This window comes from Shimia sp. NS0008-38b, from assembly GCF_040370365.1.
Taxonomy (GTDB): domain Bacteria; phylum Pseudomonadota; class Alphaproteobacteria; order Rhodobacterales; family Rhodobacteraceae; genus Shimia.
Map to the genome: position 1 here is coordinate 391,807 of NZ_BAABWQ010000001.1, position 24,640 is coordinate 416,446.

The following is a 24,640-nucleotide window of genomic DNA, read 5'->3' on the forward strand; positions in this document are numbered from 1 at the left end:
CTCTGCCTTTTTTTGTTCCAACTTTACGGGGCGAACCTGCCTGTGCCCCTCTTGACCCTTTGGGCCAAGCCTGAGCATGTATACCGCGAGCAGGCCCTCTGCCTCCACCCCTTTCGCATCTTTAGGACAAGAACCGACAAAATGCTGCTTCTGATCGACAATTACGACAGTTTCACCTACAACCTCGTGCATTATCTGGGCGAAATGGGCGCCGATGTGCAGGTCTGGCGAAATGATGCGCTGACGGTTCAGGACGCAATGGGCATGAACCCATCTGGTATTTTGCTCTCTCCAGGTCCTTGTGATCCCGATCAAGCTGGTATTTGCCTCGCGCTGACACAGGCAGCGGCGGAAACGCGGATCCCTTTGATGGGTGTTTGCTTGGGTCATCAGACCATTGGCCAGAACTTTGGCGGCAACGTTGTGCGCTGTCATGAAATTGTGCACGGCAAAATGGGCACCATGAACCACACCGGCAAAGGCCTGTTTGCCGGTCTGCCAACTCCGTTTGAGGCCACACGCTATCACTCGCTTGTGGTGGACCGCGCAACGCTACCGGACTGTCTGGAAATCACGGCTGAACTCGAAGATGGCACCATCATGGGGCTGCAACACAAAGAGTTGCCCATTCACGGCGTACAATTCCATCCTGAGTCCATTGCATCCGAACACGGCCACGCGCTTTTGAAGAACTTTCTGGACATGATGCCAGCGAAAGAAGGCGCTGCAGCATGAGTGACAGCATCAAGACATTGATCGGCGCAGCGGCTGATCGCCCACTGACCCGTGCCGAGGCCGAATCTGCCTTTTCCATCCTATTTGAGGGAGAAGCGACGCCCAGCCAAATCGGCGGGTTGCTCATGGCGTTGCGCACACGTGGCGAAACCGTGGATGAATACGCCGCTGCCGCTGCCGTGATGCGCGCCAAATGCAATGCAGTCAACGCCCCTGACGGTGCTATGGACATCGTGGGCACTGGTGGTGATGGCAAACATACACTCAACATTTCCACCGCCACCGCCTTTGTGACCGCAGGTGCAGGTGTGCCTGTGGCCAAACACGGCAACCGCAATCTCAGCTCCAAATCAGGCACCGCAGATGTGCAAACCCAAATGGGCATCAACGTGATGGTTGGCCCGGAAGTGGTTGAAAAAGCACTTGAAACCTGCGGCATCGCTTTCATGATGGCCCCGATGCATCACCCCGCGATTGCCCATGTGATGCCCACCCGTGCTGAACTCGGCACACGCACAATTTTTAACATCCTTGGTCCGCTGACCAATCCTGCGGGGGTGAAACGCCAACTCACTGGCGCATTCACCCGCAGCCTGATCCGCCCAATGGCGGAAACACTTGGTCAATTGGGCAGTGAACGCGCTTGGTTGGTGCATGGGTCGGACGGCACAGATGAGTTGACCATCACCGGTGTCAGCTGGGTTGCTGCTTTAGAAGCTGATGGGTCAGTGAAAGACGTGGAATTGCACCCAGAAGACGCCGGTCTTCCCGTGCACCCATTTGAGGATATCGTGGGCGGCACGCCTGAGGACAACGCCAATGCGTTTCGCGCGCTTTTGGATGGATCGCAAAGCGCCTATCGCGATGCAGTGCTGCTAAACTCTGCAGCGGCCTTGGTCGTGGCCGACGCCGCGTCTGATCTGCGAGAAGGCGTTGAAAAGGCCCGCGAAAGCATCGATTCAGGTGCGGCCAAAGGTAAGGTGGCTGCACTGGCCAAAGTGACGTCGGCGACGTGACCAACATGTCGCTGCCTAAAACTTGGGGGCACTTGCCGTTCTTTACCGATGTTTGGCCTGGAATTCAGAACGCGCTGAACGCAGATACGCGTGAGATCTTACCACCTGCATCTCAGCGATTTGCGGCGCTTGAACGCGTTGCGCCCGCCGATGTGCGTGTCGTCATCATGGGCCAAGACCCCTACCCGACTTCCGGACATGCCCATGGCCTTTCGTTTTCCGTCGCACCTGATGTCCGGCCTTTGCCTCGGTCACTCAACAATATTTACAAAGAAATGGTCGATGATCTGGGTACCGCACCTCAAAACGGTGATCTCCGCTTCTGGGCGGATCAGGGCGTTTTGCTGCTCAACACCGTTCTTACCGTACCAACTGGCGAGGCCAACGGCCACAAGGCGCTCGGGTGGCAAGCCTTGGCCTATCAGGTGTTGGCAGATGTCTCCGCGCGCCGCGCAACCGCGTTTGTGTTGTGGGGAAAACAGGCCCAAGCCCTTGCACCTCACATCACATCGCCTAAAGATGGCGGCCAACATCTGATGATTGAAACGGCGCACCCCTCTCCGCTGTCTGCCCGACGCGGCTTTTTTGGCTCACGCCCGTTTTCAACCATCAACGACTGGCTCGCCCTGCGGGGCGACACACCGATAAATTGGACCGACGCATGACCGAAACCGTTCTGGACAAGATCAAAGCATACAAGCTTGAGGAAGTGGCCGCTGACAAAGCAGCAAAACCGCTGGAGGCCGTCGAAGCTGAAGCCCGTGAAGCGAGCCCAACACGCGGGTTTTCCGACGCGCTTCACAAAGCCTCTCGTGCAGGATACGGGCTGATTGCTGAGGTCAAAAAAGCATCGCCTTCCAAGGGGTTGATCCGTGCAGATTTCAATCCTCCAGCACTGGCCAAAGCTTATGAAAACGGCGGCGCAACATGTCTATCTGTGCTCACTGACACCCCTAGTTTTCAGGGTCAAAAATCCTTCCTGACAGATGCACGCACTGCAACCAACCTGCCGGCCCTGCGCAAAGACTTTATGTATGACACCTATCAAGTTGCCGAAGCGCGCGCCTTGGGCGCCGATTGCATTCTGATCATCTTGGCCTCTGTCAGCGACACCCAAGCCCAAGAGCTCGAAGTCGCTGCGTTTGAATGGGGCATGGATGTGTTGCTGGAAGTCCATGATGCTGAGGAACTGGAACGGGCCAGCCTCCTTAAGTCTCCCCTTATGGGCATCAACAACCGCAATCTGAAAACCTTTGAAACCACGCTGGACACTACCCGCACCCTTTCCAAACTGGTGCCGGAAGACCGCCTGATCGTGTGCGAAAGTGGCCTCAACACCCCTGCTGAGCTTGCAGATATGGCCCGCTACGGCGCGCGCACCTTTCTGATAGGCGAAAGCCTGATGCGCCAAGACGACGTTGCTAGCGCCACGCGCTCTTTGTTGGCCAACCCGCTGACGGCGATGGGAGGCATGTGATGAGCACACATGCGTCTGGATTGACTCATTTTGACACCAAGGGTGACGCCCATATGGTGGATGTCTCTCAAAAAGCGGTGACATCGCGCATCGCCACCGCCGAAGGCTGGGTGAAAATGGCCTCTGAGACTTACGACATCATCGCCGAAGGCCGTGCCAAAAAAGGTGACGTTCTGGGCGTTGCACGGCTTGCAGGCATCATGGGGGCCAAGAAATGCGCCGACCTGATCCCGCTCTGCCACCCACTGCCCATAACCAAAGTTGCGGTCGAGCTGACGCCAGACGCCAACCTACCGGGTGTGCGCATCGAGGCCACCGTGAAAACGACAGGTCAAACTGGCGTGGAGATGGAAGCGCTTACGGCTGTGAATGTCGCGGCGCTGACGGTCTACGACATGTCCAAAGCCGTGGATAAAAATATGGAAATCGGGGGCATCCGTGTAATTTTGAAAGACGGCGGAAAATCTGGACGTTACGAAGCAAAATGATCTCAGTAACCGACGCGCTTACACACCTGTTTGCTCTTACAAATGAACTGCCCTCAGAGACAGTGCCTCTGGGCCGGGCCAATGGCCGCGTGCTGGCAACTGCGGTTTCCGCCAAACGAGATCAGCCCCCCTTTTCTGCCTCCGCGATGGACGGCTATGGCGTGGCATCTGAAGGCGCAGCTCCAGGAGCAAAATACGCTGTGATCGGCGAAGCGGCGGCGGGCCATGCATTTGATGGTATTGTCGGGTCACGCGAAGCTGTGCGGATTTTTACCGGCGCACCAGTGCCTGAAGGTGTCGACCGTGTCATCATACAAGAGGACGTGGTACGGGACGGCGACGTCATCACCATCGCTGACAGACTCGATAAGGGCTTCCACATCCGCCCGGCAGGTGGCGATTTTCAAGTCGGGCAAACCATCAACGCGCCCCGCGAACTGCGCCCCTCCGATGTTGCGCTGATGGCCTCTATGAACATTGCAAATGTACCAGTGATACGCCGCCCAAAAGTGGCGATTCTTTCCACAGGAGACGAGCTGGTCATGCCCGGCGAGGCTCCCGGACCGGATCAAATCATCGCGTCCAACAGCTTTGGTCTGCAGGCCATGCTGCGCGACGCAGGCTGCGAAGCCCGCCTTTTGCCGATTGCGCGTGACACACGCGCCTCACTGGAAGCGGCCTTTGATTTGGTCGATGACACAGATCTACTGATCACCATTGGCGGTGCCTCAGTAGGCGATCACGATTTGGTGGGCGATGTCGCGCAAAATCTGGGCATGCAACGTAGCTTTTACAAAATCGCTATGCGCCCCGGCAAACCCTTAATGGCAGGTACTTTGGCCAATGGCGCGATGATGATTGGCTTGCCGGGAAATCCTGTGTCGGCTCTGGTGTGCGGTCATGTATTTGTCCTCCCTGTGGTGCGCGCCATGCTTGGACTTGGCCAAGCTCCCACGCCGCGCCTCATCGCCAAACTTGCGGCACCTGCCCCCCAAAACGGCCCGCGCGAACATTACATGCGTGCACATGTCGCCCATGGCGAGCTGACCACTTTTGACAATCAAGACAGTTCTCTTTTGTCGGTCCTCTCAGATGCAAATGCACTTCTGGTGTGCCCGCCGAACTGTCCAGAATTGGCTGTCGGCACCGAGGTACAGTACCTTCCAATTTAACTTAAATCGTTGATATCCTTCGCGTTTTCACCTATTGTTTCTGCAATGTTCTCAAAATGTTTTGACACAAAACGAGAACATGCGTAGAACAGGGTTAAGACGCTTAATAAAAGGGGTCCTCGAGCATGTTGACCAAGAAGCAGCTAGACCTGCTGGAATTCATCCACACCCGCGTGCAACGCGATGGTGTGCCACCCAGCTTTGACGAAATGAAAGACGCGCTGGACTTGCGCTCTAAATCGGGCATTCACCGCCTGATCACCGCTTTGGAAGAGCGCGGCTTTATCCGACGTCTCGCGCACCGTGCCCGGGCAATCGAAGTGGTGAAACTGCCTGAAAGCATGGGCGGCGCGCCGTCAGCCCCCACCGGTTTTCAGCCGAGGGTCATAGATGGCCCTCACCCGTCGCCGACCAAACCCGCCAATGTGGCACCAAACGAAGTGCAATCATTCGCCCGTGAAGTGCCGGTCATGGGAAAAATTGCGGCGGGTGTGCCAATCGAGGCGATCAGCCACGTTGACCACCACGTTGCAGTGCCCGGTCAAATGCTCTCGGTTGGGCAAAATCACTATGCGCTTGAGGTCAAAGGCGACTCCATGATCGACGCCGGTATCAACAATGGCGACGTGGTGATCATCTCTGAGACCAACACGGCAGACAATGGTGACATCGTTGTGGCGCTGGTTGAAGATCAGGAAGCCACACTGAAGAAATTTCACCGCAAGGGCGCATCTATTGCGCTGGAGGCGGCCAACCCGGCTTATGAGACCCGCGTGTACCCAGAAGACAAGGTCAAGGTCCAAGGCAAATTGGTGGGTTTGATCCGCACCTACTAGCGCGCCCTAATCTCGCCATCGTTCCACAACCGACGGCCCGCCATCGCGCGGGCCGTTTTGGTGGAAGTCCCCTCATTTGTTTTGTAGATCGCAAGCGCCCCAGTGGCTTTGAGATCATCCGCGTCTATGACTTCACACGGCAACTCCGCCTCATAAGGCATAGAGAAAACAACTAAATATCCGATTTTGCAGCCCGCAAACGCTGACAAGGCGCGTTTACCAGACACATGGATCACGGCTCCGAAACTTGCGGTTTTCATCGCACCGGACCAAAGCTGCGCAGCCCTTTCCTGTGTCGCCATGGAGCCGTCGTTTTCCAACCAATTGCGCGCGATAAACCCCTGTCCCTTGGCTTTGGACAACGCGCGGCCGTCAGGTGTGACAACGCCGACCAAACCACCTGTGTCGGACACGAGAACCATTGGCCGATCCTCGGCACGCCACACCAACATGGCTGCGAACATCATCGCGGCGCCAAGCCAGCGTGCGCGGCCTTGCCATAACAACAGCGTGACACCCCCCATCGCGATCAACGGCAGCACCCAAGGCCCACCACGTTTCACGCCACCGCGCGCACCGTCCAAAGCACTTACAAACTCAGCCACAGTCACGATCCAACGCAATCCCTGCTCCATCACCCAGAGTGGAATCCACACCAATCCCACAGGTGCCAGCACTGCTGCGACAACCGCCGAGGGCATCACCAAAGTTCCCATGACCGGGACTGACACCACATTGGCCAGCAAACCGTAGTGTGCCACATGGTTGAAATGCATCGCTGCGAAAGGCGCGGTTGCGAGCCCTGCAACAAACGACGATAACACTACGGCCGAGAGCGGTCGCAACCAACGCGGACCCAGCGGCACCTGATGGTCACGCAACCAACCAAAGACGCCAACCAGTGCTGCGGTGGCAGCAAAGGACATCTGAAACCCTGGCCCCATCAAGGCTTCTGGCCTCAAGAGCAAGACAATCACCGCAGCGATCGCCACTGCGCGCAGCGTCAGCGCGCGGCGATCCAGCAGCACGGCGATCAACACCACGGATGTCATCACAAAGGCGCGTTCAGTCGACACGCTACTGCCTGAAAGCAAAAGATACCCCGAGGACGCAACAAGGGCGACACAGGCCGCCACCTTTTTGCCGTTGATCCGCAGGGCGATATAGGGAAACAGCGCTATCCCAAGGCGCACGGAGGCAAAAACAAAGCCTGCCAGCAATCCCATGTGCAGCCCTGATATGGCCAACAAATGCGCCAGATTTGCCCCGCGCAACGCTTCGGTTGTGGGTTTGGGAATGGCAGACCGATCCCCGGTGGTGATTGCCGCTGCCACTCCGGCCACGTCATCCGGCATCCGCGCCTGAATCTGTTGAGACAGCCGCATACGCAGACCATAAATGCCACCATCTGAGGCACGCGGCATAACCTGCACCACAGGACTGCGTGTATATCCAATCGCGCCAATTTTTTGAAACCAAGCATGACGCTGAAAATCAAAGCCACCAGGCTCCACCGGGCCTGAAGGTGGAGAGAGATGCCCGGTAAGACCAATAATCATGCCCGGCTCCGGGGTCACACCGATCTCTGCGCCATGCAGCGCCACCCGAACCCGTTTTGGGGTCTGGTCTGGAGAGAGATCAGCCAGACGTACATCAGACAATGTCAAACGCACCGCATCAGAGGCGGAGCGGTCAATTTTGATCACGTGCCCTTCGATGGGACCGTAAAATCGCCAGCCCAACACGGGACCAGAAACGCTATGCGCCCGCGCACCACCAATGGAAAACCCCGCACAGATCAAAGCGAAACCTAGGATCAGCGCTGCTGTGTCTGCCTCCCGCCCTCGGGCGATCCACATGCAAAAGATCGAGAACAAGCCAGCACACCACAACAGAGTGCCGTGTGGCTCCACAGGCACCGCAAAGTAGAGGCCTATCCCGATGGCCATACAGACCGGCACCCAACAAAATAAATGTCCGCGCTGCGCCATCAAAGATCGACGCAGGGATGTGACGATGCGCAAGCCTTGTCCTTATCCAGCCGGGTCGATAGACAGTGCCCAACGCTAAATCACCCATGGTTACTGAAAGGTTAAGCCCGCTATGACAGGCCAGGTCGTCACCCGATTCGCTCCTTCGCCTACCGGCTATTTGCACATAGGCGGCGCACGCACGGCGCTGTTTAACTGGCTTTTCGCCCGTGGTCGCGGTGGCAAGTTTCTGTTGCGCATTGAAGACACCGATCGCGAACGCTCCACCCCTGAGGCCACGACCGCCATTTTGCAGGGGCTGTCATGGTTGGGATTAGACCATGATGGTGACGTGGTCAGCCAATTTGAAAACGCAAGCCGCCACACCGAGGTGGCACTGCACCTTCTGGCAGAAGGCAAAGCCTACAAGTGCTTTGCCACACAGGACGAAATCGCTGCCTTTCGCGATCAGGCTCGGGCTGAGGGAAAATCCACGCACTATCGTAGCCCATGGCGAGATGCAGAGGCTGCAAGCCACCCCGATGCACCTTTCGTCGTGCGCATCAAAGCACCTCGTGACGGTAACACTGTGATCCGCGATCAGGTTCAAGGTGATGTGACCATCCGAAACGACCAATTGGATGACATGATCCTGTTACGTTCAGATGGCACGCCGGTCTATATGCTTGCCGTTGTTGTAGATGACCACGATATGGGTGTGACCCATGTGATCCGGGGGGACGATCACCTCAACAATGCCGCACGCCAGATGATGATCTATGACGCCATGGGATGGGATTTGCCGATCTATGCACATATCCCCTTGATTCACGGGTCCGATGGCAAAAAGCTCTCAAAGCGTCACGGCGCACTTGGGGCGCAAGAATACCAAGCCATGGGCTACCCAGCTGCTGGGATGCGCAACTATTTGACCCGTCTTGGCTGGAGTCACGGTGATGATGAGTTTTTCACCGATGCGCAGGCAAAAGAGTGGTTTGATCTGGGTGGCATCGGCAAAAGCCCCGCCCGCTTTGACACCAAAAAACTCGAGAACATCTGCGGCCAACACAATGCGATTGCCGACGATGCTGCGCTGCTGCAAGAAATCCAAGACTACTTGGCCGTTTCAGGTCAATCAGCTTTGAGTGACGCGCAGACCGTATTACTACTGGAGGCAATGTATTGCCTTAAAGATCGCGCAAAGACATTCCCTGATCTCCTTGAAAAGGCTCACTTTGCGCTTGTATCACGGCCGATCGATGTCGAGGCAAAAGCGGCAAAAAATCTTGATTCAGTATCCCGTGGTATACTGAATGAATTGACGCCGCAGTTGCAAAATGCTAGCTGGTCACGTGATGGGCTTGAGGCTGTAACGAGCAGCTTTGCAGAAGCCAAAGAAATCAAGTTCGGCAAAATGGCGGGCCCTTTGCGGGCCGCGCTTGCAGGTCGGGCCGCGACCCCCAGTGTGTTTGACATGATGCTGGTGCTTGGGCGCGAAGAAACATGCGCGCGCTTAACGGACGCAGCAGAAAATGAAGCGGTAGATTGAGCTCTGGTAACACCAACTTAATACGCCGCGCAGACAAAGCCACCGGGACGACCCGCGTCCCTCGGCTCGATTGAAAGGGAAACAGCCATGTCCGAGACTCAAAAAACAGCCACCCTCACACTTGATGGTGCGACTTACGATTTGCCGGTCTACTCTCCGACATCCGGTCCGGATGTGCTGGACATCCGTAAGCTCTACGGCCAAGCGGGCGTGTTCACCTACGATCCTGGCTTCACGTCCACAGCCTCCTGTGAGTCAACCATCACATACATCGATGGCGAAGAAGGTATCCTGACGCACCGTGGCTATCCTATTGGCGATCTGGCTGGTAAATCGCACTATCTGGAAGTGTGCTACCTGTTGCTGTACGGCACGCTGCCAACTGCCACCCAGCTTGAAGAGTTCGAAACAACGATCACCCATCACACGATGCTACACGAGCAGATGGTGAATTTCTTTCGCGGGTTCCGCCGTGACGCCCACCCAATGGCCATTATGGTCGGTGTTGTCGGGGCCATGTCTGCCTTCTACCATGATTCCACTGACATCAATGATCCACATCAGCGTGAAATCGCATCTCACCGTCTGATCGCTAAGATGCCTACAATCGCGGCCATGGCTTACAAATACACCATCGGCCAGCCGTTTGTGTATCCCCGCAACGATTTGGACTACGCGTCCAACTTCCTGCGCATGTGCTTTGCCGTGCCCGCAGAAGACTATGAAGTTGATCCAATTCTGTCCCGCGCAATGGACCGCATCTTCACCTTGCATGCAGACCACGAGCAGAACGCGTCCACCTCTACCGTGCGTCTGGCGTCCTCTTCCGGTGCCAACCCGTTTGCCTGTATCGCTGCAGGCATCGCATGTCTCTGGGGTCCAGCACATGGCGGCGCAAACCAAGCTTGCTTGGAAATGCTAAAAGAAATCGGATCCGTTGATCGCATTCCAGAGTACATTGCTCGCGCCAAAGACAAAAACGATCCGTTCCGTCTGATGGGTTTTGGTCACCGTGTTTACAAAAACATGGATCCACGTGCGACTGTGATGAAAGAATCTGCGGATGAAGTGCTTGAGTTGATGGGTGTCGAAGACAACCCTCTGCTGCAGGTTGCCAAAGAGCTTGAGGCCATTGCACTGAGCGACCCTTACTTCAAAGACAAGAAGTTGTTCCCAAACGTCGATTTCTACTCCGGCATCATTTTGGAAGCCATGGGTTTCCCAACATCGATGTTCACGCCGATTTTTGCCCTGTCTCGCACAGTCGGTTGGATTTCCCAGTGGAAAGAGCAACTGTCAGATCCAGCACACAAAATTGGCCGTCCACGCCAGCTTTACCTTGGCGAAGACGTGCGCTCCTACACGGACATCGAAAACCGCTGAGCTTAGCCTCTTACAACACCAAAACGCGTCGGAAAGCTCCGGCGCGTTTTTTTGTGCAGGCATACAAGTGATTGGAAACAATCGCCGCGGTCTCGCAAAACTGATGCACATTTGAAGTCAATTTCATTCAATTTATTGACACGTTTAGCGTGTTTCAGCACAGTCCATTCCATCGCGGTAGGAAGCTGTGATTCTGTGGCAGAAGGCCACGCTTCCAGACCTAACTCTCCTGATACGCTATTGAATTGCGGCATGAGTTTGTGAAGCATTTTTTATTATGCGCTTCCAACGTCCAAATTGATCTTATGGCACCAAGCCTGACTGCTATTTTTGAAGGAATGAACAATGCTACTACTAGGGCTTCTGCTCACTGGGCTCGCAGTTGGTGCAATCGTCGACATGACCGACGACAACGATGACAATACCGAAACCCCTCGCACCGAAGATGATACCCCCCGCGGTGACACAACCACCTCCGATATCACAACAGATGGTGAACTTGGCCTCTTGGTCGAAGGAAGTGATGGGGACAACGTAATTTTTGGCACCGAGGGGCCAGACATCCTCTCAGGTGAAGACGGTGACGACAGCATTCGTGGGCGTGACAGTTCCGACAGATTGCTTGGCGGCGAAGGGAACGACTCTTTGTACGGCCAAAACGGTGATGACATCCTTGTCGGAGGCGATGATGACGACGAACTTCATGGCGGACGTGCTGATGACACGTTGTTGGGGAGTGAAGGCAACGACACGCTCTTTGGCGGCCCTGGCAATGACGATCTGGTCGGCGCCGACATAACCAACCGCGACCTCACAGTGGACGACTGGATGTTAGATCGCACGGGACCTGGCCCCTACACATTTGAGGCACCAACCACAACCGAAGCGAATGAGCTTCACGGCGGCGACGGTGACGATTTTCTGCTTCTTGGCGAAGGAGACACCGGTTCTGGCGGTGCGGGTGATGACGCATTCCTTGTTGGCCAATGGGTAGAAGACGAAGACAATGTGCCTTTGATCACCGATTTCAATGAAGAAGATGATCAATTGCTCATCTACTATCCTGAGGGTGAAGCAACGCCAACAATCACTTTGGGAACCGAAGGGGATCAAACATTGGTCTACGCCAACGGCCAATTGATGGTGCGTGTGGAAGGTGATGGAGGTCCTTTCTTTGCCGGTGATGTTGCGGTTGTCGAATTCACCTGAACCGATAAGCCAGACCACAGAACAGCGTCGCAATCTTTGCGGCGCTTTTTTTCTGCTTGTCGCCGTTCAAAAGGCCACTTAAATTGGCGCTACGGGTCCGCAGTTCACCCAGGCGCCGCCGGTCATACTGACTTAGCTAAACCTGCCAAATATTTGCGACAGCATGCTTTTGCACGTGCCGTCGACAAGGGTGGCCATCGACCCCGATACTCTCGGGATGCACGACATCAAAAGGATGCCCTCATGTCCAAAGACGTGATCCCTCTGTATGTCGACGACGTGTCGACTTTCACAAAAACCCTGCGTAAATCTCTGACCGAGCAGGAAAAATTACCCAGCCACGCCACGATGCTGACGTTGGTGGCCAAAGCCGCCGGGTTTCAGAACCACCAACATCTAAAAGCCAAAAAACGCGCCAGTGTGCCGGAACTGGATGAGCTGGCACTCAAACGTGCGCTGCGGGTGTTTGACGACACCGGCCGTATGTTTCGGTGGCCGAAATGGACCAAGGTACAGGGGCTCTGTCTCTGGCCATTCTGGGCACGGCTTCCCGCCCATCAGGATATGACAGAAAAACTTGTAAACGACGTGCTTAAGACGGGTCTCAACTTTGATGATCACGTGTTGCTGCGCCGGTCATTGATTGACCACAAGCTTGCCACCCGCACCAATGACGGACGGGTCTATCGCCGCATAGAACAAAGGCCAACGCCCGAAGCGTTGGCCCTTATGAAACGGCTTAAAGAAAGATAGAGAGCTTAGCGCCCTTCGTACTTCGCGGGGCGCTTTTCCAAAAACGCAACAACGCCCTCTTGGAAATCACGTGTCTTACCAAGTTTGCCTTGGCGCTTGGCCTCTTGTTCCATTTGCGCTGTCCAGTCGTTGCCATAACTTTCCTGAATGGCACGTTTTATCTCTTTGAACGCCAACGTCGGCCCGTTTGCCAAATGTGCGGCGCGCGCCTGAACAGTGTCAGTGAAGACCTCATCAGCAACGGCCTCCCAGATCATGCCCCAGTCGTCTGCCTGACGCGCAGTGATCTTATCCGCAAACAGCGCCGCGCCCATGGCCTTCGCCGCGCCCATGGCGCGTGGCAACTCATAGGTGCCGCCCGCATCAGGCATCAGGCCAATGCGCGAAAAGGCCTGTAGAAAGTAGGCGCTCTCACTTGCAATCACCACGTCCGCAGCCAACGCAAGATTGGCCCCAGCCCCCGCCGCCGCTCCGTTTACAGCGCTGATTGTCGGAATGCGCGCCTCGCGGATGGCGCGGATCATTGGCATGTACTCGTCGCGCAGCGTACGCTCCAAATCGAGACTAGCCGCGCTCGAACTGTCGCCCAGATCTTGGCCGGAACAAAACGCCTTCCCTGCCCCCGTCAACACCAGAACACGTGCCTCGTTGCTCGCCGCAATCACCGCATCAGTGATCTCGGCGCGCATCTGTTGTGTCAGCGCGTTCAGTGTGTCTGGCCGGTTCAACGTCACCGTTGCCACACCTTCGGTCACGTCATAAGTAATTGTTTGATAGTCCATGGATACCCTCCGCGTCTCCTTACCTCATTGCATTCTGTTGGGGTTGGTCCAAGTGGGACCCAACGTCACTCCTTGAGGATTTCATTCAACCGCGCCTGTTCTTCATCACTCAGGCTGCGTTCTGTGGCTGAGCGCGCCTTAGAGCGCCGCCGCGTGTATCCAAAGCCCAGTAGCAGCGCCAAGACCAACATCACCGGTCCTGCACCATAGAGCACCATATTGGTTCCACTGGTGCGCGGTCGTAGCAGTACATATTCACCGTAGCGTTCCACGACAAAATCCACGACACCGTCGTCCGTATCCCCGGCGACCAGCCTTTCGCGCACCAAAATCCGCAGATCCCGCGCAAGCTCTGCATTTGAGTCATCAATGCTCTCGTTGCGACACACCAAGCAGCGCAAATCTTTGGAAATCTCCCTTGCGCGCTCTTCTAGAACCGGATCGTCTAAGATTTCATCTGGCTGAACTGCACCGCCAGTTGTCGCCAAAAACACAACCAGAAATCCTGCTGAGCAAATAGATTTCAGTGTGTTGAACACATACGTCATTCTGCTGGAACCCCACCACTTGCAGCTTTGCGCGCTCCAGCGGCAACGCGATAACGCCGATCTGACAGGCTCAAACAGCCGCCCAAGGCCATTAACAATGATCCCATCCAAATCCAATTGGTCAGCGGCTTAATATACGTCCGCACCGTGTAGGCACCACCCGGCTGGGCATCTCCAATAGCAAGATATACGTCGCGCAAAAACCGGTAATCAATTGCCGCCTCAGTGGTTGGCATGCCTGCCACCGGGTAGACCCGTTTCTCAGGATGCAAAAGTGCGACGTCGTTGCCATCTTTGCGCACCCGAATATCCGCCATTGTGCTCAAGTAGTTTGGGCCTTCAAGCTCACGGACCTGCTCTAGCGTGATCTCATAAGCACCAACGTCAAACGGTTCATTAAGCTGGGCGACGCGGATGTCCTCTTGCTCCCAAGCCAAGAGCCCAGCAACGCCCAACATCGTGATGCCAAAACCGGAATGGGCGACAGTTTTTCCCCAATCTGCGCGTGGCAACCGAAACAGGCGGCCAAATCGATCAGACAAGCTCCCGCGTCCCGTACGCGACATCACATCGGTTAGCGCGCCAAAGACCAGCCAAGCCCCCAACATAAGCCCAATGGGACCTAGCAAGGAACGGCCGCCTTGGATCGACCAGACCAGCCCACCAACCGCCAATGCCAACACCATGGCTGGCACCAATGAGCGCACAACTTTCGCCACCTTTGCACGCTTCCACGACAACATCGCACCAATTGGCAACACCGCGCCCAACAGCACCATAAAGGGCGTGAAGGCCATGTTGAAAAACGGCGCACCGACACTGAGTTTACGATCAAAGAACAGCTCGCTGACCAATGGCCAAATCGTACCGATGAACACAACAAAACAAGACACCGCCAACAGAATGTTGTTCAACACCAGCGCACTCTCGCGGCTCACCACGCCAAACACACCTTTGGCCTCCATTTCGCGGCCGCGCGCCGCAAAAAGCGTCAGCCCACCGCCGGTAAACACCGCCAAAATCGCCAAAATGAACACACCACGCTCAGGATCATTGGCAAAGGCGTGCACCGAGGTGATCACACCTGAGCGCACGATGAACGTCCCAATCAATGAGAAGCTGAAGGCCATGATCGCCAACAAAATCGTCCAGCTCTTTAGCGCCTCGCGTTTCTCTACAACGATCGCGGAATGCAGCAATGCCGCCGCCAAAAGCCAGGGCATAAAGGACGCGTTCTCCACCGGGTCCCAGAACCAGAATCCTCCCCAACCCAATTCGTAGTAGGCCCACCAAGATCCCAGAGCGATGCCAATGGTCAAAAACACCCACGCTGCCAACGTCCAGGGCCGCACCCAGCGCCCCCAAGCTGCATCCACACGCCCCTCAATAAGCGCTGCGATGGCAAAGGAAAACGCCATCGAAAGCCCAACATATCCGAGATACAAAAATGGCGGATGAAGCGCGAGACCGACATCCTGCAGCAATGGGTTCAGGTCGCGGCCATCAAACGGCGCCACTTCCATCCGCTCAAAAGGGTTCGAAGTCAAAAGGATAAAGGCGAAAAATGCCACACCAATGGCCGCTTGCACAGCCAAGGCGCGCGCGCGAATTCCAGGGGGTACATTGTCACCAAACCATGCCAAACAAGCGCCAAATAACGTCAGGATCAGCACCCACAACAGCATCGAGCCCTCATGGTTGCCCCACACACCACTCACCTTGTAGATCATCGGTTTCAAGGTGTGAGAGTTTGCTGTCACGAGATTGACGGAAAAATCTGAGTTCACAAACGCATAGGTGAGCGCTGCGAAGCTGAACAGCGTAAACAGAAACTGTAAGCCCGCCGCAGGCTCCGCGACAGCCATCCAACCTGGCCAGCGTTTCTGTGCGCCAATTAGAGGAACAGTGGCCTGCACCAAAGCGGTGACGGCGGCGAGGATCAATGCGAAATGGCCGAGCTCAACTATCATGTTCCCTATATAGGGCGCGCACAGGTGAGGGCCAACGCAATTCGGACAAACTCAAGGATCACATTGTCGCGGTGTCCCCGATATGGATCAAGCCCGACCGCGCCGCCAATCCGAGACCACCGGATTGTCGTCATCTGACGGTGTCGCTGATGCGGAGATATCTGCCACTGACGGTGCCGTGTCTTTCTCCAGCGCCTCAAGCGTTTCAAGCGCCTCTACCACCTTGGGAACTCGCTTTAGGTTTTCAGACATAGATCTCTGAAATTCCTGACCTTTTGCCTGATGTCGGGCGCCAAAGTAGAAGCTCACCACAACTCCCAGCAACCACCACAGTGGTTCAGGCACCAAGGCAATCCCACTCATGCGGGATGCGAACCAGATCGGATCGACCATGGCCGAGACAAAAAGCGCCAAACAGCCCAAAGCCATTGCGGGACGCGGCACCCGGTTCAACCCATCCATCAGCCGATCAAATCCGCCACGATTGCTCTGTTGAAATTCGACAGCATGGCTTTGCATCGCTGCAATCTGGACATCCTGCGCGCGTTGTGCCCCCGCCTCAGCATTTTCGCGAAACACCTCGGCGGTGTCTTTCACCAGATTGCGCCCTCCGCCAAAGACAAACGACAGCAGCGTTTCAATCATCCCCATGACGCCACCCGCTTTTGAAACTCAGAGTCTTTCAGATGATAGCGTGGTGAAATGAAACCCTCCGCACGTTTGATCCAACCACCTTTGTTGCCCGCGCGCGTGCGTGCAAACTTGCGCAATTTTGGACGCATGTCAGCGAGCCGAAAATAGTAGTTGCGCCGCGCCACACCGTAGGCATCAGCCAAATGATGCGGTGCCGCAGCCGCCGCCGCCTCTGTCGCCGCCACGGTCTGAGGCCCAATTTTGCCGTCCACCGCCACTTGTTGACCCATTTGGCTCAGCAACCGCTGCAAAATCTTCACAGCGTTTCGGCCGGCATTGACATACATGTCAAACACCGAGGCTTGCAAAATTTGGGGAAGTCGATCTATCTGCGGCGCCTCAAAATAGTGTTTTAGAAAGACCCGTTCCGCGTCTGCTGGCGTCAACTGACGCACATCCGCCACGTCCACATCACCATCACCATCTTTGTCCATCCCCAATTGGCGGGCCGTATGTATGGTAACGCCATAATTTGTGGCCCCGCCCGGATCGTCGGGGTCATCCACAAACCCGCCTTCTCGAGCGACAATCTCTTTTGCAATTTGGCGCACATTCAACATGCTGTCCTCCTGAACATCCACTGATGTCCAGCCTTTCAGCATTCCGTTAAGCCACCCCCAGAGCGCCGCACGCCACCCGTTGCACAAAAAGAAACCCCGCACAGCAATGCTGCCGGGGTTCTGAAATCAGTGTCTTGTAAAGCAATCAGCTGCCTTCGTTTGGATCCTGATACACACCCTGCTCTTTGAGTGCGTCCACCACTTCTTTGGGCATATAGGTCTCGTCGTGTTTGGCCAAAATCTCGGAGGCCACAAACACACCACCCACATAGGATCCTGTTCCAATCATACCTTCGTTCTCTTTGAACAAATCAGGCAGGATACCGGTGAATGTCACCGGCACAGAGGCCCCACCGTCCGTCACGGAAAAGCGGACCGTCTCCCCCTCTTCGCGCACCAATGTACCCTCTTCCACAAGCCCACCAATGCGAAACACTTCGCTTGCCGCTGGTGGCTCTTCCATCACCTGCGACGGTGAGCGGAAATAATTGATCCCATCTTTGAATGCGATGCCAATCAGGCTCACAGAAACAACCAAAGCTGCAAAAGTCAGAACAATGATCTGCACCCTACGTTGCTTCTTCAGACTTTTCATCTCAACTCTCCCGCGCCCAAGCGCAAAATTAAGGGAAACAAGGTGCCAGCATTAGACCAGCCGTCTCGTCCTCACCCAACATCAGGTTGGCGTTCTGCAACGCCTGCCCGCTGGATCCTTTTGTAAGGTTGTCCAGCGCCGCGACGACAATGGCCCGTCCTTCGATCCGATCCGCAGTCACGCCGATGTGGCAAAAGTTTGAGGCCCGAACATGCCGTGTGCTTGGCGCTTCGCCAAACGGCAGAACCTCGACAAACGGTTCATCCGCATAGGCTTTGGCCAGCGTGGCGTGGATCACATCCGCATCGCCCTGCACATAGACGGTTGCCAAAATACCCCGGTTCGCCGGAACCAGATGCGGCGTGAACTGCACTTTCACCTCACGCCCTGCAATCTTGGAAAACTCTTGATCAAACTCTCCCAGATGCCGGTGTGTGCCGCCAAGCGCATAAGCATGGTACCCCTCGCTCAATTCCGCGTGCAGAAGATTCTCTTTCAAAGACCGTCCTGCGCCAGACACTGCACATTTGAGATCCAAAATGATCTGATCCAGATCAATCACCCCGGCTTCAATCAGCGGACGCAGCGCGTATTGTCCGGTCGCCGCATTACATCCGGTCCCAGCGACAACCCGCGCTGCTGTGATATCTTCACGGTAAAACTCGGTTAGCCCGTAGACCACTTCGCTTTGGATTTCGACGGCGTCATGTTGTCCGCCGTACCATTTGGCGTATTCTTCAGGATCGGTCAGCCGGAAGTCCGCGCTCAAATCCACAACTTTAATATCAGACGGCAATGCTTTGATAACACGCTGAGAAGTTGCATGAGGTAGCGCGCAAAAACACAGGTCTACGTCGGCAAAATCAATCTCTTCAATTTTGCACAGGGTCGGCAAGTCTAAGTGACGTAGGTGCGGAAACACTGCCGCCATCTCCATGCCGGCTTTGCGGTCTGCAGACAGGGCAACGATTTCCATACTTGGATGTGTTGCGATCAAACGCACCAACTCGGCACCAGTGTAGCCGCTTGCACCTAAAATTGCGATTTTATGGGTCATCTTTTCGACCTTTTCCTTCTACGGGTCGCCATCATGCGACCGCCCCGTCTTGCGGAGCTAAATAATCAAATCTGGGGTGGATTGCGAGAGCCTGCGCTCTCAAGCCGCATCACGGCTGTGGCTTACGCCACTTCGAAGCTGATTTGTCGTCGCAAAAACTGGGTCGCGCGATCGCTCACTTTGCGTGGATCGCCCGTGGTCAGGAACATATTTTTGTCGCCTTTGCCCAACATTTTCGGGTGCCGCTCCAAATAGTCTGCCAATGATTCTGCTACCAGATTGGCCTGACTATACACATTTACCTCTGCACCTAAAGCATCCTGAAAGGTGTCGTGCATGATCGGATAATGTGTGCAGCCCAATATGGCGGCCTGCGGGTCTGGCATTTTGCGTTTGAGCGCATCCACATGCGAACGCACCAAGGCTTCCGCAAGGATCATATCACCGTCTTCAATTGCATCCACAACTCCACCACAGGCCTGCGCCTCGACATCCACGCCAATGGCGCGAAACGCCAATTCCCGTTGAAACGCTCGGCTCGCCACCGTCGCGGGGGTTGCAAACAATGCCACATGTTTCACTTCAACTTCGCGTGGCGGGCTGTTGTCGCCCCAACTGCGCTCTGTCAGCGCCTCGATCAGGGGCACAAACACGCCAAGCACACGTTTGTCCTGCGGAATCCAGCTTTCCTGCATCCGCCGCAGCGCAGCAGCACTCGCAGTGTTGCAGGCCAAAATCACCAAATCGCAACCGGCGTCCCACATCCGCTGCACCGCAGCGGTCGTCAGATTATACACGTCGTCCGCGTCGCGCACGCCATAAGGCGCATGCGCATTGTCACCAAAATACACCAAGGGGACATCTGGCATGCGTTTGCTCACCGCGTCATATACGGTCAACCCACCCAAACCACTGTCAAAAATTCCAACTGCCACAACGCACCTCTGTCCGCTTTATGCGCGGTATTTTTCTTCAAACTCAAAGCCATACCCAAGGTTGGAAATAGGCTGTGGAGACAAAGAATACGTGCTGACACGCAGAAAGTCCATGAGTGCCTTGGTGTCCTTTGCGCGGCTTTTGACCGCCTCAGCATCAAGCGGTTCACCAATCACCACGCGCACGGGTGTATCCACCCGTTTCTTGAACTCACGGATCAAGAACCCCATGCGCAATGTGGAATGCAAATGGCTGGCAATCTGGAACAACCGGCTGGTGTGACCGTCGAAATAGACAGGCAACACCGTCGCCTCTGATTTTGCCACCATCCGCGCCGTGAACCCACGCCAACCGGGATCAAGCGGTGTTCCAAACGGACGTTCTGCCGTCGACACCGTGCCGCCCGGAAAAATACCAATGGCCCCGCCACCCGCCAAATAGTCCAGCGAGGTTTTGCGGGTCTGCAAATTGAGCTTCACCGCCTCTTTGGAGTCATCAAAGCTGATCGGCAGGATGATGCGGTTCAAATCTGCGGCCTTGCGAAACACATGATGCGCCAGAATGCGGAAATCCCCCCGCGCCTCGCTCAGAATATGCCCCATCATCAAGCCGTCCAGAATGCCATAGGGATGGTTGGCAATCATGATAAGCGGGCCTGTTTTGGGAATGTTAGACAGCGCGCCCCCAACCACGTCCAGCGTCAACCCGTACCGCTCGCGCATCACTTCCCAAAAATCGCGCCCTGCCGCGACTTCATCTTCATACCCTCTGGCGCGTTTGATGAGCTTCAACCGTCCGGTAGAATTTTCCATCACACGGATCATCGCCCGACCGCTGCGGGTCTGAGCGGAATAGGCATAGCTGATGTCACGGGCGCTTTTGAGTGCTGAAGGCATGGGTCTGTCTCAAATCCTGATCGTCCCGCGACCCTATGACAGAAATACGAAAGTTTTTTAACCCCCAAGACGGAGATGTCTTTAATTCGGCATCAATCGGCGCAGAAAGCCCGCCGGTTTCCCGACGGGCTTTGTTTGTCTTGCTTTGGGAGCGATCTATTCGGCGGCTGTCTCGACAACATCCCCATGACGCAGCGCCAACAAAAGTTCTTCGCGCCGCTTTGCAGCTTTTGCCTCATTGGCCACCTTCACTGGGCCAAACCCTTTGATCTGCAATGGCAATTCTGCAAGCGCCACCGCCGCATCAGAGGCGCTTTCGCCATGATCTGCGATGACAGCTTTCATATCAGCCTCATATTGCGCAATCAGCGCGCGCTCCATCTTGCGTTCTGGATGACGGCCAAACACATCAAATGGCGTGCCACGTAGCCCCTTCATCTTTGCCAAAAGCGGGAACGCACGCATCATCGAAGCACCAAACTCTGATTTCAGCGGTCGACCGTTTGGTCCCTCTTTTGCGAGCAGCGGCGGCGACAGATGGAACTTCATCTCGAAATCACCATCAAAGACCTCCTCGGCCTTTGCCCGGCTTTCCAAATGAAGACGCGCCACTTCATATTCGTCTTTGTAAGACAACAGCTTATGATAGCCCAACGCAACCGCGCGCTTCAGATTTCTGTCTGTGATCCCATCCACCATTTTGCGATACCGCTTGGCCAGTCGCTTGTTCTGGTACTTCACCAAATGATCCGCACGGAAAGAGATCTTTTCATCCAGTGTCTTAGGCATCTGCACCACTTTGGGTGCCAACATACCCGCCGCATCTTCAGGATAGAGCACCGCCCAGCGTCCGATCTCAAACGCGCGCAGGTTCTTCTCCACCGCAGCCCCGTTCAACTCGATGGCCGAGACAATCGCCCCATGGCTCAGCGGAACGAGGCCGCGTTGCCACGCAGCGCCAAAGATCATCATGTTGGAAAATATCCCGTCCCCAAGCACAACACGCGCCAATTCAGACGCATCAAACAGCGCCAAGCGATCGCGCAACCGGGCTTGCAACGCAACTTCTAAGCGGCCCGTCGGCAGCTTGAACTCCGTGTTCTGGGTGAAATCGCCGGTGATGATCTCGTGGCTGTTCACAACCGCACCGGTCCGATCTGCACTGGTCAGCCCCAACGTCTTCGCGCCCGCGCTCACCACCAGATCCCCACCAATCAAGGCGTCGCACTCACCCGTCGCAACCCGCACCGCGCTAATCGCTTCTGGTGTTTCGGCAACGCGGCAATGGATGTGCACCGCACCACCTTTCTGTGCCAGCCCTGCCATCTCCATCATGCCCGCGGCCTTGCCATCGATTTGTGCCGCTTGAGACAAGATCGCACCAATCGTGACAACTCCGGTGCCACCAACCCCGGTGATCACCACATTATGTGTGCCCTCGATCTTCTTGATCTCCGGCAAGGGCATCTTTGGCAATTCAAGTGCCGTCGTGGCCGCCTTTTTGATTTTGGCGCCCTCCACAGTCACAAACGACGGACAGAAGCCATTGAGACAGCTGAAGTCTTTGTTGCAACTGGATTGGTTGATTTTGCGCTTGCGGCCCAGCTCGGTCTCAACCGGCTCAATCGAAATACAATTGGATTGCACCCCGCAGTCGCCGCAGCCTTCGCAGATATCTGTGTTGATGAACACCCGGCGGTCGGGATCGGGGAATTGCCCACGCTTTCGCCGACGCCGCTTTTCACTGGCACAGGTCTGCACGTAAACAATAGCCGAAACGCCCTCTACTTCGCGGAACCGCTCCTCCACTTGACGCAACTCCGCGCGTTCATGGAAGGAAATCCCCTTCGGGAAGACGCCCTCGTCAACTTCTTCCTTCTCGTCATAAACCACAGCAAGGGTCTCGACCCCCATGGCGCGCAGTTCTGCTGCGATCTTTTGCGGGCTCAGGTCACCATCATTGGCCTGACCGCCGGTCATCGCCACCGCGTCATTGAACAGAATCTTGTAGGTGATGTTGGTCTTCGCGGCCAAAGCGGCACGAATGGCCTGCACACCGGAGTGGTTGTAGGTGCCATCCCCCAAGTTCTGGAACACATGTTTGGTGGTGCTAAACGGCGCCTCACCAATCCAGTTGGCACCCTCGCCGCCCATGTGGGTGAAACCTGTGGTCTCTCGGTCCATCCACTGCACCATGTAGTGACAGCCAATCCCGGCATAAGCGCGACTGCCTTCCGGCACTTTGGTGGAGGTATTGTGTGGGCATCCAGAACAGAACCACGGTGTGCGCACCGCAATATCCTCTGCATTGTCTGCGCGTTGGGCTTCACTCAGCGTGTTCATCCCCGCTTTCACAGCATCGGTGCCACGCCCCTCTTCGATCAGGATCTCTCCCAATTTCTCGGCGATCATAATCGGATCCAAAGCGCCGCGCGTCGGGAACAGCTCTTCGCGCCCCATCAAACCCGCACCGCCTTTGTACCAGCCATAGACCCGTCGCCCGCGGCGGTCGTCAAAAATGGCTTCCTTGATCTGCACCTCAATCAGCTTGCGCTTCTCTTCAACCACAACAATCAGGTCGAGCCCCTCGGCCCATTCACTAAATGTGGTCATATCCATCGGGAAGGTCTGTCCGACCTTGTATGTGGTGATGCCAAGACGCTCAGCCTCACCTTCATCCACACCCAAAAGTGCCAGCGCATGCACAAGATCAAGCCAGTTCTTGCCCGCCGCGACAAAGCCAATCTTGGCCCCAGGTTTTCCCCAGATCCGCTTGTCCATCTTGTTGGCGCGACTAAACGCTTCTGCAGCAAAGCGCTTATAGTCGATCATCCGCGCCTCTTGCGCATGGGGCGTGTCTTGTAGGCGGATGTTCAATCCGCCCTCAGGCAAATCAAACTCTGGCGTCACGAAATTTAACCGATGTGGATCTCCATTCACCACGGCCGTCGCTTCGATGGTGTCCTTCATGGTCTTCAGACCCACCCAAACACCAGCAAACCGGCTTAGCGCCACCCCGTAGAGACCGTAGTCCATGACCTCCTGCACACCCGCTGGGGAAACCACAGGCATATAGGCATCCACCAACGCCCATTCGGATTGGTGCAGCACAGTCGAGCTTTCGCCGGTGTGGTCATCACCCATCGCCATCAGCACGCCGCCATGAGTTGATGTGCCCGCCATATTTGCATGGCGCATCACATCACCGGTGCGATCCACCCCGGGGCCTTTGCCGTACCAAAGCCCAAAGACACCGTCGAACTTCCCTTCACCACGCAATTCTGCTTGCTGACTGCCCCAAAGCTGGGTCGCTGCCAGATCTTCGTTCAGACCCGACTGAAACAGCACATCACTGGCTTCAAGCTCAGTCTTTGCGCGCATCATCTGGCTATCCACCGCCCCCAATGGGGAGCCCCGATAGCCGGTCACATACCCGGCTGTGTTCAATCCAGCCTTGGTGTCGCGGGCTTTTTGCATCAACATCAGCCGAACCAAAGCCTGCGTGCCATTCAGCATCACGTTCTCTTTGGTCAGGTCCAACTTGTCGTTCAAAGATACCTTCTGGATACTCATCTTGCGCTCCCCTCGCTGGACGGTCTCTTCCAATATACGTGCTATATTAGGTCACGATTTCTGACCTAAGCAAGTTTTTTTTTGAACGCTTGTTCTTTTACCCAGCGCATCGAGAATAAACCCCGAGAAATCAACACGTAATCTTAGGTCCCAAAATGGATGCACCTGCTTTCTAGGCCCGTCAAAAATATGTGATCCCTCAAGACCCGTCTCCATGGACGTCTCCACTTCAGCCCAACACCCGCCCATTGTCTCAATGTCGCTCAAAAATCATGCGGAGTATGATGGGTAACACTTTGCTCATGATCTCAGAGGACGGCACCTGCGCAGCACAAGACTTTGAATTTTTGCAGAAACTTCACTTTTCTTTGCGACATTTTCCCCTTATGCGGGCCATTCGCAAAAACGGCCAAGTCAAAAAATCTTTGACTGACAACTAACC

The 24,640-nt window shown here is 55.6% G+C and carries 22 protein-coding genes; 11 read left to right on the forward strand and 11 right to left on the reverse strand.

The genetic code is table 11. The features are described 5' to 3' along the window. The first annotated feature begins 141 nt into the window (after positions 1–141). The 7 genes from ABWV47_RS01905 to lexA all read left to right on the forward strand — a co-directional run bounded on the left by ABWV47_RS01905 (position 142) and on the right by lexA (position 5,724). Positions 142–735: an anthranilate synthase component II gene (locus ABWV47_RS01905; protein WP_353308147.1), complete on the forward strand. Its 594-nt coding sequence runs from the start codon at positions 142–144 to the stop codon at positions 733–735. Further along, positions 732–1,751 (forward strand): anthranilate phosphoribosyltransferase, encoded by a 1,020-nt coding sequence (gene trpD / locus ABWV47_RS01910; protein WP_353308148.1) that lies wholly within the window; start codon positions 732–734, stop codon positions 1,749–1,751. The genes ABWV47_RS01905 and trpD overlap by 4 nt, the downstream gene beginning before the upstream one ends. A 5-nt stretch (positions 1,752–1,756) precedes the next feature. Further along, positions 1,757–2,416 (forward strand): uracil-DNA glycosylase, encoded by a 660-nt coding sequence (locus ABWV47_RS01915; RefSeq protein WP_353308149.1) that lies wholly within the window; start codon positions 1,757–1,759, stop codon positions 2,414–2,416. Beyond that, the gene (trpC, locus tag ABWV47_RS01920) at positions 2,413–3,228 is read left to right on the forward strand and encodes an indole-3-glycerol phosphate synthase TrpC (protein WP_353308150.1); all 816 of its coding nucleotides are present in this window, start codon (positions 2,413–2,415) and stop codon (positions 3,226–3,228) included. The genes ABWV47_RS01915 and trpC overlap by 4 nt, the downstream gene beginning before the upstream one ends. Beyond that, positions 3,228–3,716 carry a cyclic pyranopterin monophosphate synthase MoaC gene (moaC, locus tag ABWV47_RS01925; RefSeq protein ID WP_353308151.1) on the forward strand — a complete coding sequence of 163 codons (489 nt, stop codon included), beginning with the start codon at positions 3,228–3,230 and terminating at the stop codon, positions 3,714–3,716. The genes trpC and moaC overlap by 1 nt, the downstream gene beginning before the upstream one ends. Next, positions 3,713–4,888: a molybdopterin molybdotransferase MoeA gene (locus ABWV47_RS01930; RefSeq protein WP_353308152.1), complete on the forward strand. Its 1,176-nt coding sequence runs from the start codon at positions 3,713–3,715 to the stop codon at positions 4,886–4,888. The genes moaC and ABWV47_RS01930 overlap by 4 nt, the downstream gene beginning before the upstream one ends. A 125-nt stretch (positions 4,889–5,013) precedes the next feature. Continuing rightward, positions 5,014–5,724, forward strand: a complete 711-nt coding sequence (gene lexA, locus ABWV47_RS01935) for a transcriptional repressor LexA (RefSeq protein WP_353308153.1) — start codon at positions 5,014–5,016, stop codon at positions 5,722–5,724. On the opposite strand, the gene ABWV47_RS01940 is transcribed toward lexA, so the two are convergent. After that, a complete protein-coding gene (locus tag ABWV47_RS01940; RefSeq protein WP_353308154.1) occupies positions 5,721–7,673 on the reverse strand; it encodes a ComEC/Rec2 family competence protein in 1,953 nt (650 codons plus the stop codon). The genes lexA and ABWV47_RS01940 overlap by 4 nt on opposite strands. Before the next feature lie 154 nt (positions 7,674–7,827). On the opposite strand from ABWV47_RS01940, the gene gltX reads away from it, so the two are divergent. The 4 genes from gltX (at position 7,828) to ABWV47_RS01960 (ending at position 12,588) form a co-directional block, all read left to right on the forward strand. Continuing rightward, positions 7,828–9,243, forward strand: coding sequence for a glutamate--tRNA ligase (gene gltX / locus ABWV47_RS01945; protein ID WP_353308155.1), 1,416 nt, complete (start codon positions 7,828–7,830; stop codon positions 9,241–9,243). Between the two features lie 87 nt (positions 9,244–9,330). Beyond that, positions 9,331–10,626 (forward strand): citrate synthase, encoded by a 1,296-nt coding sequence (gene gltA, locus ABWV47_RS01950; protein ID WP_353308156.1) that lies wholly within the window; start codon positions 9,331–9,333, stop codon positions 10,624–10,626. Between the two features lie 345 nt (positions 10,627–10,971). Next, positions 10,972–11,835, forward strand: a complete 864-nt coding sequence (locus ABWV47_RS01955; RefSeq protein WP_353308157.1) for a calcium-binding protein — start codon at positions 10,972–10,974, stop codon at positions 11,833–11,835. Between the two features lie 243 nt (positions 11,836–12,078). Beyond that, positions 12,079–12,588, forward strand: coding sequence for a DUF2087 domain-containing protein (locus tag ABWV47_RS01960; protein ID WP_353308158.1), 510 nt, complete (start codon positions 12,079–12,081; stop codon positions 12,586–12,588). 5 nt (positions 12,589–12,593) lie between these two features. On the opposite strand, the gene ABWV47_RS01965 is transcribed toward ABWV47_RS01960, so the two are convergent. From ABWV47_RS01965 to ABWV47_RS02010, 10 genes are all read right to left on the reverse strand, one after another. Beyond that, the gene (locus ABWV47_RS01965; RefSeq protein WP_353308159.1) at positions 12,594–13,370 is read right to left on the reverse strand and encodes an enoyl-CoA hydratase-related protein; all 777 of its coding nucleotides are present in this window, start codon (positions 13,368–13,370) and stop codon (positions 12,594–12,596) included. Between the two features lie 65 nt (positions 13,371–13,435). Beyond that, positions 13,436–13,918: a cytochrome c-type biogenesis protein gene (locus tag ABWV47_RS01970; RefSeq protein ID WP_353308160.1), complete on the reverse strand. Its 483-nt coding sequence runs from the start codon at positions 13,916–13,918 to the stop codon at positions 13,436–13,438. Then, a complete protein-coding gene (locus ABWV47_RS01975; protein ID WP_353308161.1) occupies positions 13,915–15,888 on the reverse strand; it encodes a heme lyase CcmF/NrfE family subunit in 1,974 nt (657 codons plus the stop codon). Before ABWV47_RS01975 ends, ABWV47_RS01970 begins: the two co-directional genes overlap by 4 nt. Before the next feature lie 87 nt (positions 15,889–15,975). Further along, positions 15,976–16,539: a holin family protein gene (locus tag ABWV47_RS01980; protein ID WP_353308162.1), complete on the reverse strand. Its 564-nt coding sequence runs from the start codon at positions 16,537–16,539 to the stop codon at positions 15,976–15,978. After that, on the reverse strand, positions 16,530–17,141 hold the full coding sequence (locus tag ABWV47_RS01985) for a holin-associated N-acetylmuramidase (RefSeq protein WP_353309549.1): 612 nt from the start codon (positions 17,139–17,141) through the stop codon (positions 16,530–16,532). The genes ABWV47_RS01980 and ABWV47_RS01985 overlap by 10 nt, the downstream gene beginning before the upstream one ends. Before the next feature lie 145 nt (positions 17,142–17,286). Then, positions 17,287–17,736, reverse strand: coding sequence for a cytochrome c maturation protein CcmE (ccmE, locus tag ABWV47_RS01990; RefSeq protein ID WP_353308163.1), 450 nt, complete (start codon positions 17,734–17,736; stop codon positions 17,287–17,289). 28 nt (positions 17,737–17,764) lie between these two features. Further along, the gene (argC, locus tag ABWV47_RS01995; RefSeq protein ID WP_353308164.1) at positions 17,765–18,793 is read right to left on the reverse strand and encodes an N-acetyl-gamma-glutamyl-phosphate reductase; all 1,029 of its coding nucleotides are present in this window, start codon (positions 18,791–18,793) and stop codon (positions 17,765–17,767) included. Between the two features lie 122 nt (positions 18,794–18,915). Then, complete coding sequence (locus tag ABWV47_RS02000) at positions 18,916–19,728, reverse strand: glutamate racemase (protein ID WP_353308165.1); 813 nt, start codon at positions 19,726–19,728, stop codon at positions 18,916–18,918. A gap of 18 nt (positions 19,729–19,746) precedes the next feature. Continuing rightward, a complete protein-coding gene (locus ABWV47_RS02005; protein WP_353308166.1) occupies positions 19,747–20,625 on the reverse strand; it encodes a lysophospholipid acyltransferase family protein in 879 nt (292 codons plus the stop codon). A 156-nt stretch (positions 20,626–20,781) separates the two neighbouring features. Continuing rightward, positions 20,782–24,198: an indolepyruvate ferredoxin oxidoreductase family protein gene (locus ABWV47_RS02010; RefSeq protein ID WP_353308167.1), complete on the reverse strand. Its 3,417-nt coding sequence runs from the start codon at positions 24,196–24,198 to the stop codon at positions 20,782–20,784. Between the last annotated feature and the right edge of the window lie 442 nt (positions 24,199–24,640).

What these genes read in the sequence shown, in the direction of transcription:
- ABWV47_RS01905 (WP_353308147.1), top strand. Translation starts at nt 142, where the DNA reads ATGCTGCTTCTGATCGACAATTACGACAGTTTCACCTACAACCTCGTG.
- trpD (WP_353308148.1), top strand. Translation starts at nt 732, where the DNA reads ATGAGTGACAGCATCAAGACATTGATCGGCGCAGCGGCTGATCGCCCA.
- ABWV47_RS01915 (WP_353308149.1), top strand. Translation starts at nt 1,757, where the DNA reads ATGTCGCTGCCTAAAACTTGGGGGCACTTGCCGTTCTTTACCGATGTT.
- trpC (WP_353308150.1), top strand. Translation starts at nt 2,413, where the DNA reads ATGACCGAAACCGTTCTGGACAAGATCAAAGCATACAAGCTTGAGGAA.
- moaC (WP_353308151.1), top strand. Translation starts at nt 3,228, where the DNA reads ATGAGCACACATGCGTCTGGATTGACTCATTTTGACACCAAGGGTGAC.
- ABWV47_RS01930 (WP_353308152.1), top strand. Translation starts at nt 3,713, where the DNA reads ATGATCTCAGTAACCGACGCGCTTACACACCTGTTTGCTCTTACAAAT.
- lexA (WP_353308153.1), top strand. Translation starts at nt 5,014, where the DNA reads ATGTTGACCAAGAAGCAGCTAGACCTGCTGGAATTCATCCACACCCGC.
- ABWV47_RS01940 (WP_353308154.1), bottom strand. Translation starts at nt 7,673, where the DNA reads ATGGCCATCGGGATAGGCCTCTACTTTGCGGTGCCTGTGGAGCCACAC.
- gltX (WP_353308155.1), top strand. Translation starts at nt 7,828, where the DNA reads ATGACAGGCCAGGTCGTCACCCGATTCGCTCCTTCGCCTACCGGCTAT.
- gltA (WP_353308156.1), top strand. Translation starts at nt 9,331, where the DNA reads ATGTCCGAGACTCAAAAAACAGCCACCCTCACACTTGATGGTGCGACT.
- ABWV47_RS01955 (WP_353308157.1), top strand. Translation starts at nt 10,972, where the DNA reads ATGCTACTACTAGGGCTTCTGCTCACTGGGCTCGCAGTTGGTGCAATC.
- ABWV47_RS01960 (WP_353308158.1), top strand. Translation starts at nt 12,079, where the DNA reads ATGTCCAAAGACGTGATCCCTCTGTATGTCGACGACGTGTCGACTTTC.
- ABWV47_RS01965 (WP_353308159.1), bottom strand. Translation starts at nt 13,370, where the DNA reads ATGGACTATCAAACAATTACTTATGACGTGACCGAAGGTGTGGCAACG.
- ABWV47_RS01970 (WP_353308160.1), bottom strand. Translation starts at nt 13,918, where the DNA reads ATGACGTATGTGTTCAACACACTGAAATCTATTTGCTCAGCAGGATTT.
- ABWV47_RS01975 (WP_353308161.1), bottom strand. Translation starts at nt 15,888, where the DNA reads ATGATAGTTGAGCTCGGCCATTTCGCATTGATCCTCGCCGCCGTCACC.
- ABWV47_RS01980 (WP_353308162.1), bottom strand. Translation starts at nt 16,539, where the DNA reads ATGGGGATGATTGAAACGCTGCTGTCGTTTGTCTTTGGCGGAGGGCGC.
- ABWV47_RS01985 (WP_353309549.1), bottom strand. Translation starts at nt 17,141, where the DNA reads ATGTTGAATGTGCGCCAAATTGCAAAAGAGATTGTCGCTCGAGAAGGC.
- ccmE (WP_353308163.1), bottom strand. Translation starts at nt 17,736, where the DNA reads ATGAAAAGTCTGAAGAAGCAACGTAGGGTGCAGATCATTGTTCTGACT.
- argC (WP_353308164.1), bottom strand. Translation starts at nt 18,793, where the DNA reads ATGACCCATAAAATCGCAATTTTAGGTGCAAGCGGCTACACTGGTGCC.
- ABWV47_RS02005 (WP_353308166.1), bottom strand. Translation starts at nt 20,625, where the DNA reads ATGCCTTCAGCACTCAAAAGCGCCCGTGACATCAGCTATGCCTATTCC.
- ABWV47_RS02010 (WP_353308167.1), bottom strand. Translation starts at nt 24,198, where the DNA reads ATGAGTATCCAGAAGGTATCTTTGAACGACAAGTTGGACCTGACCAAA.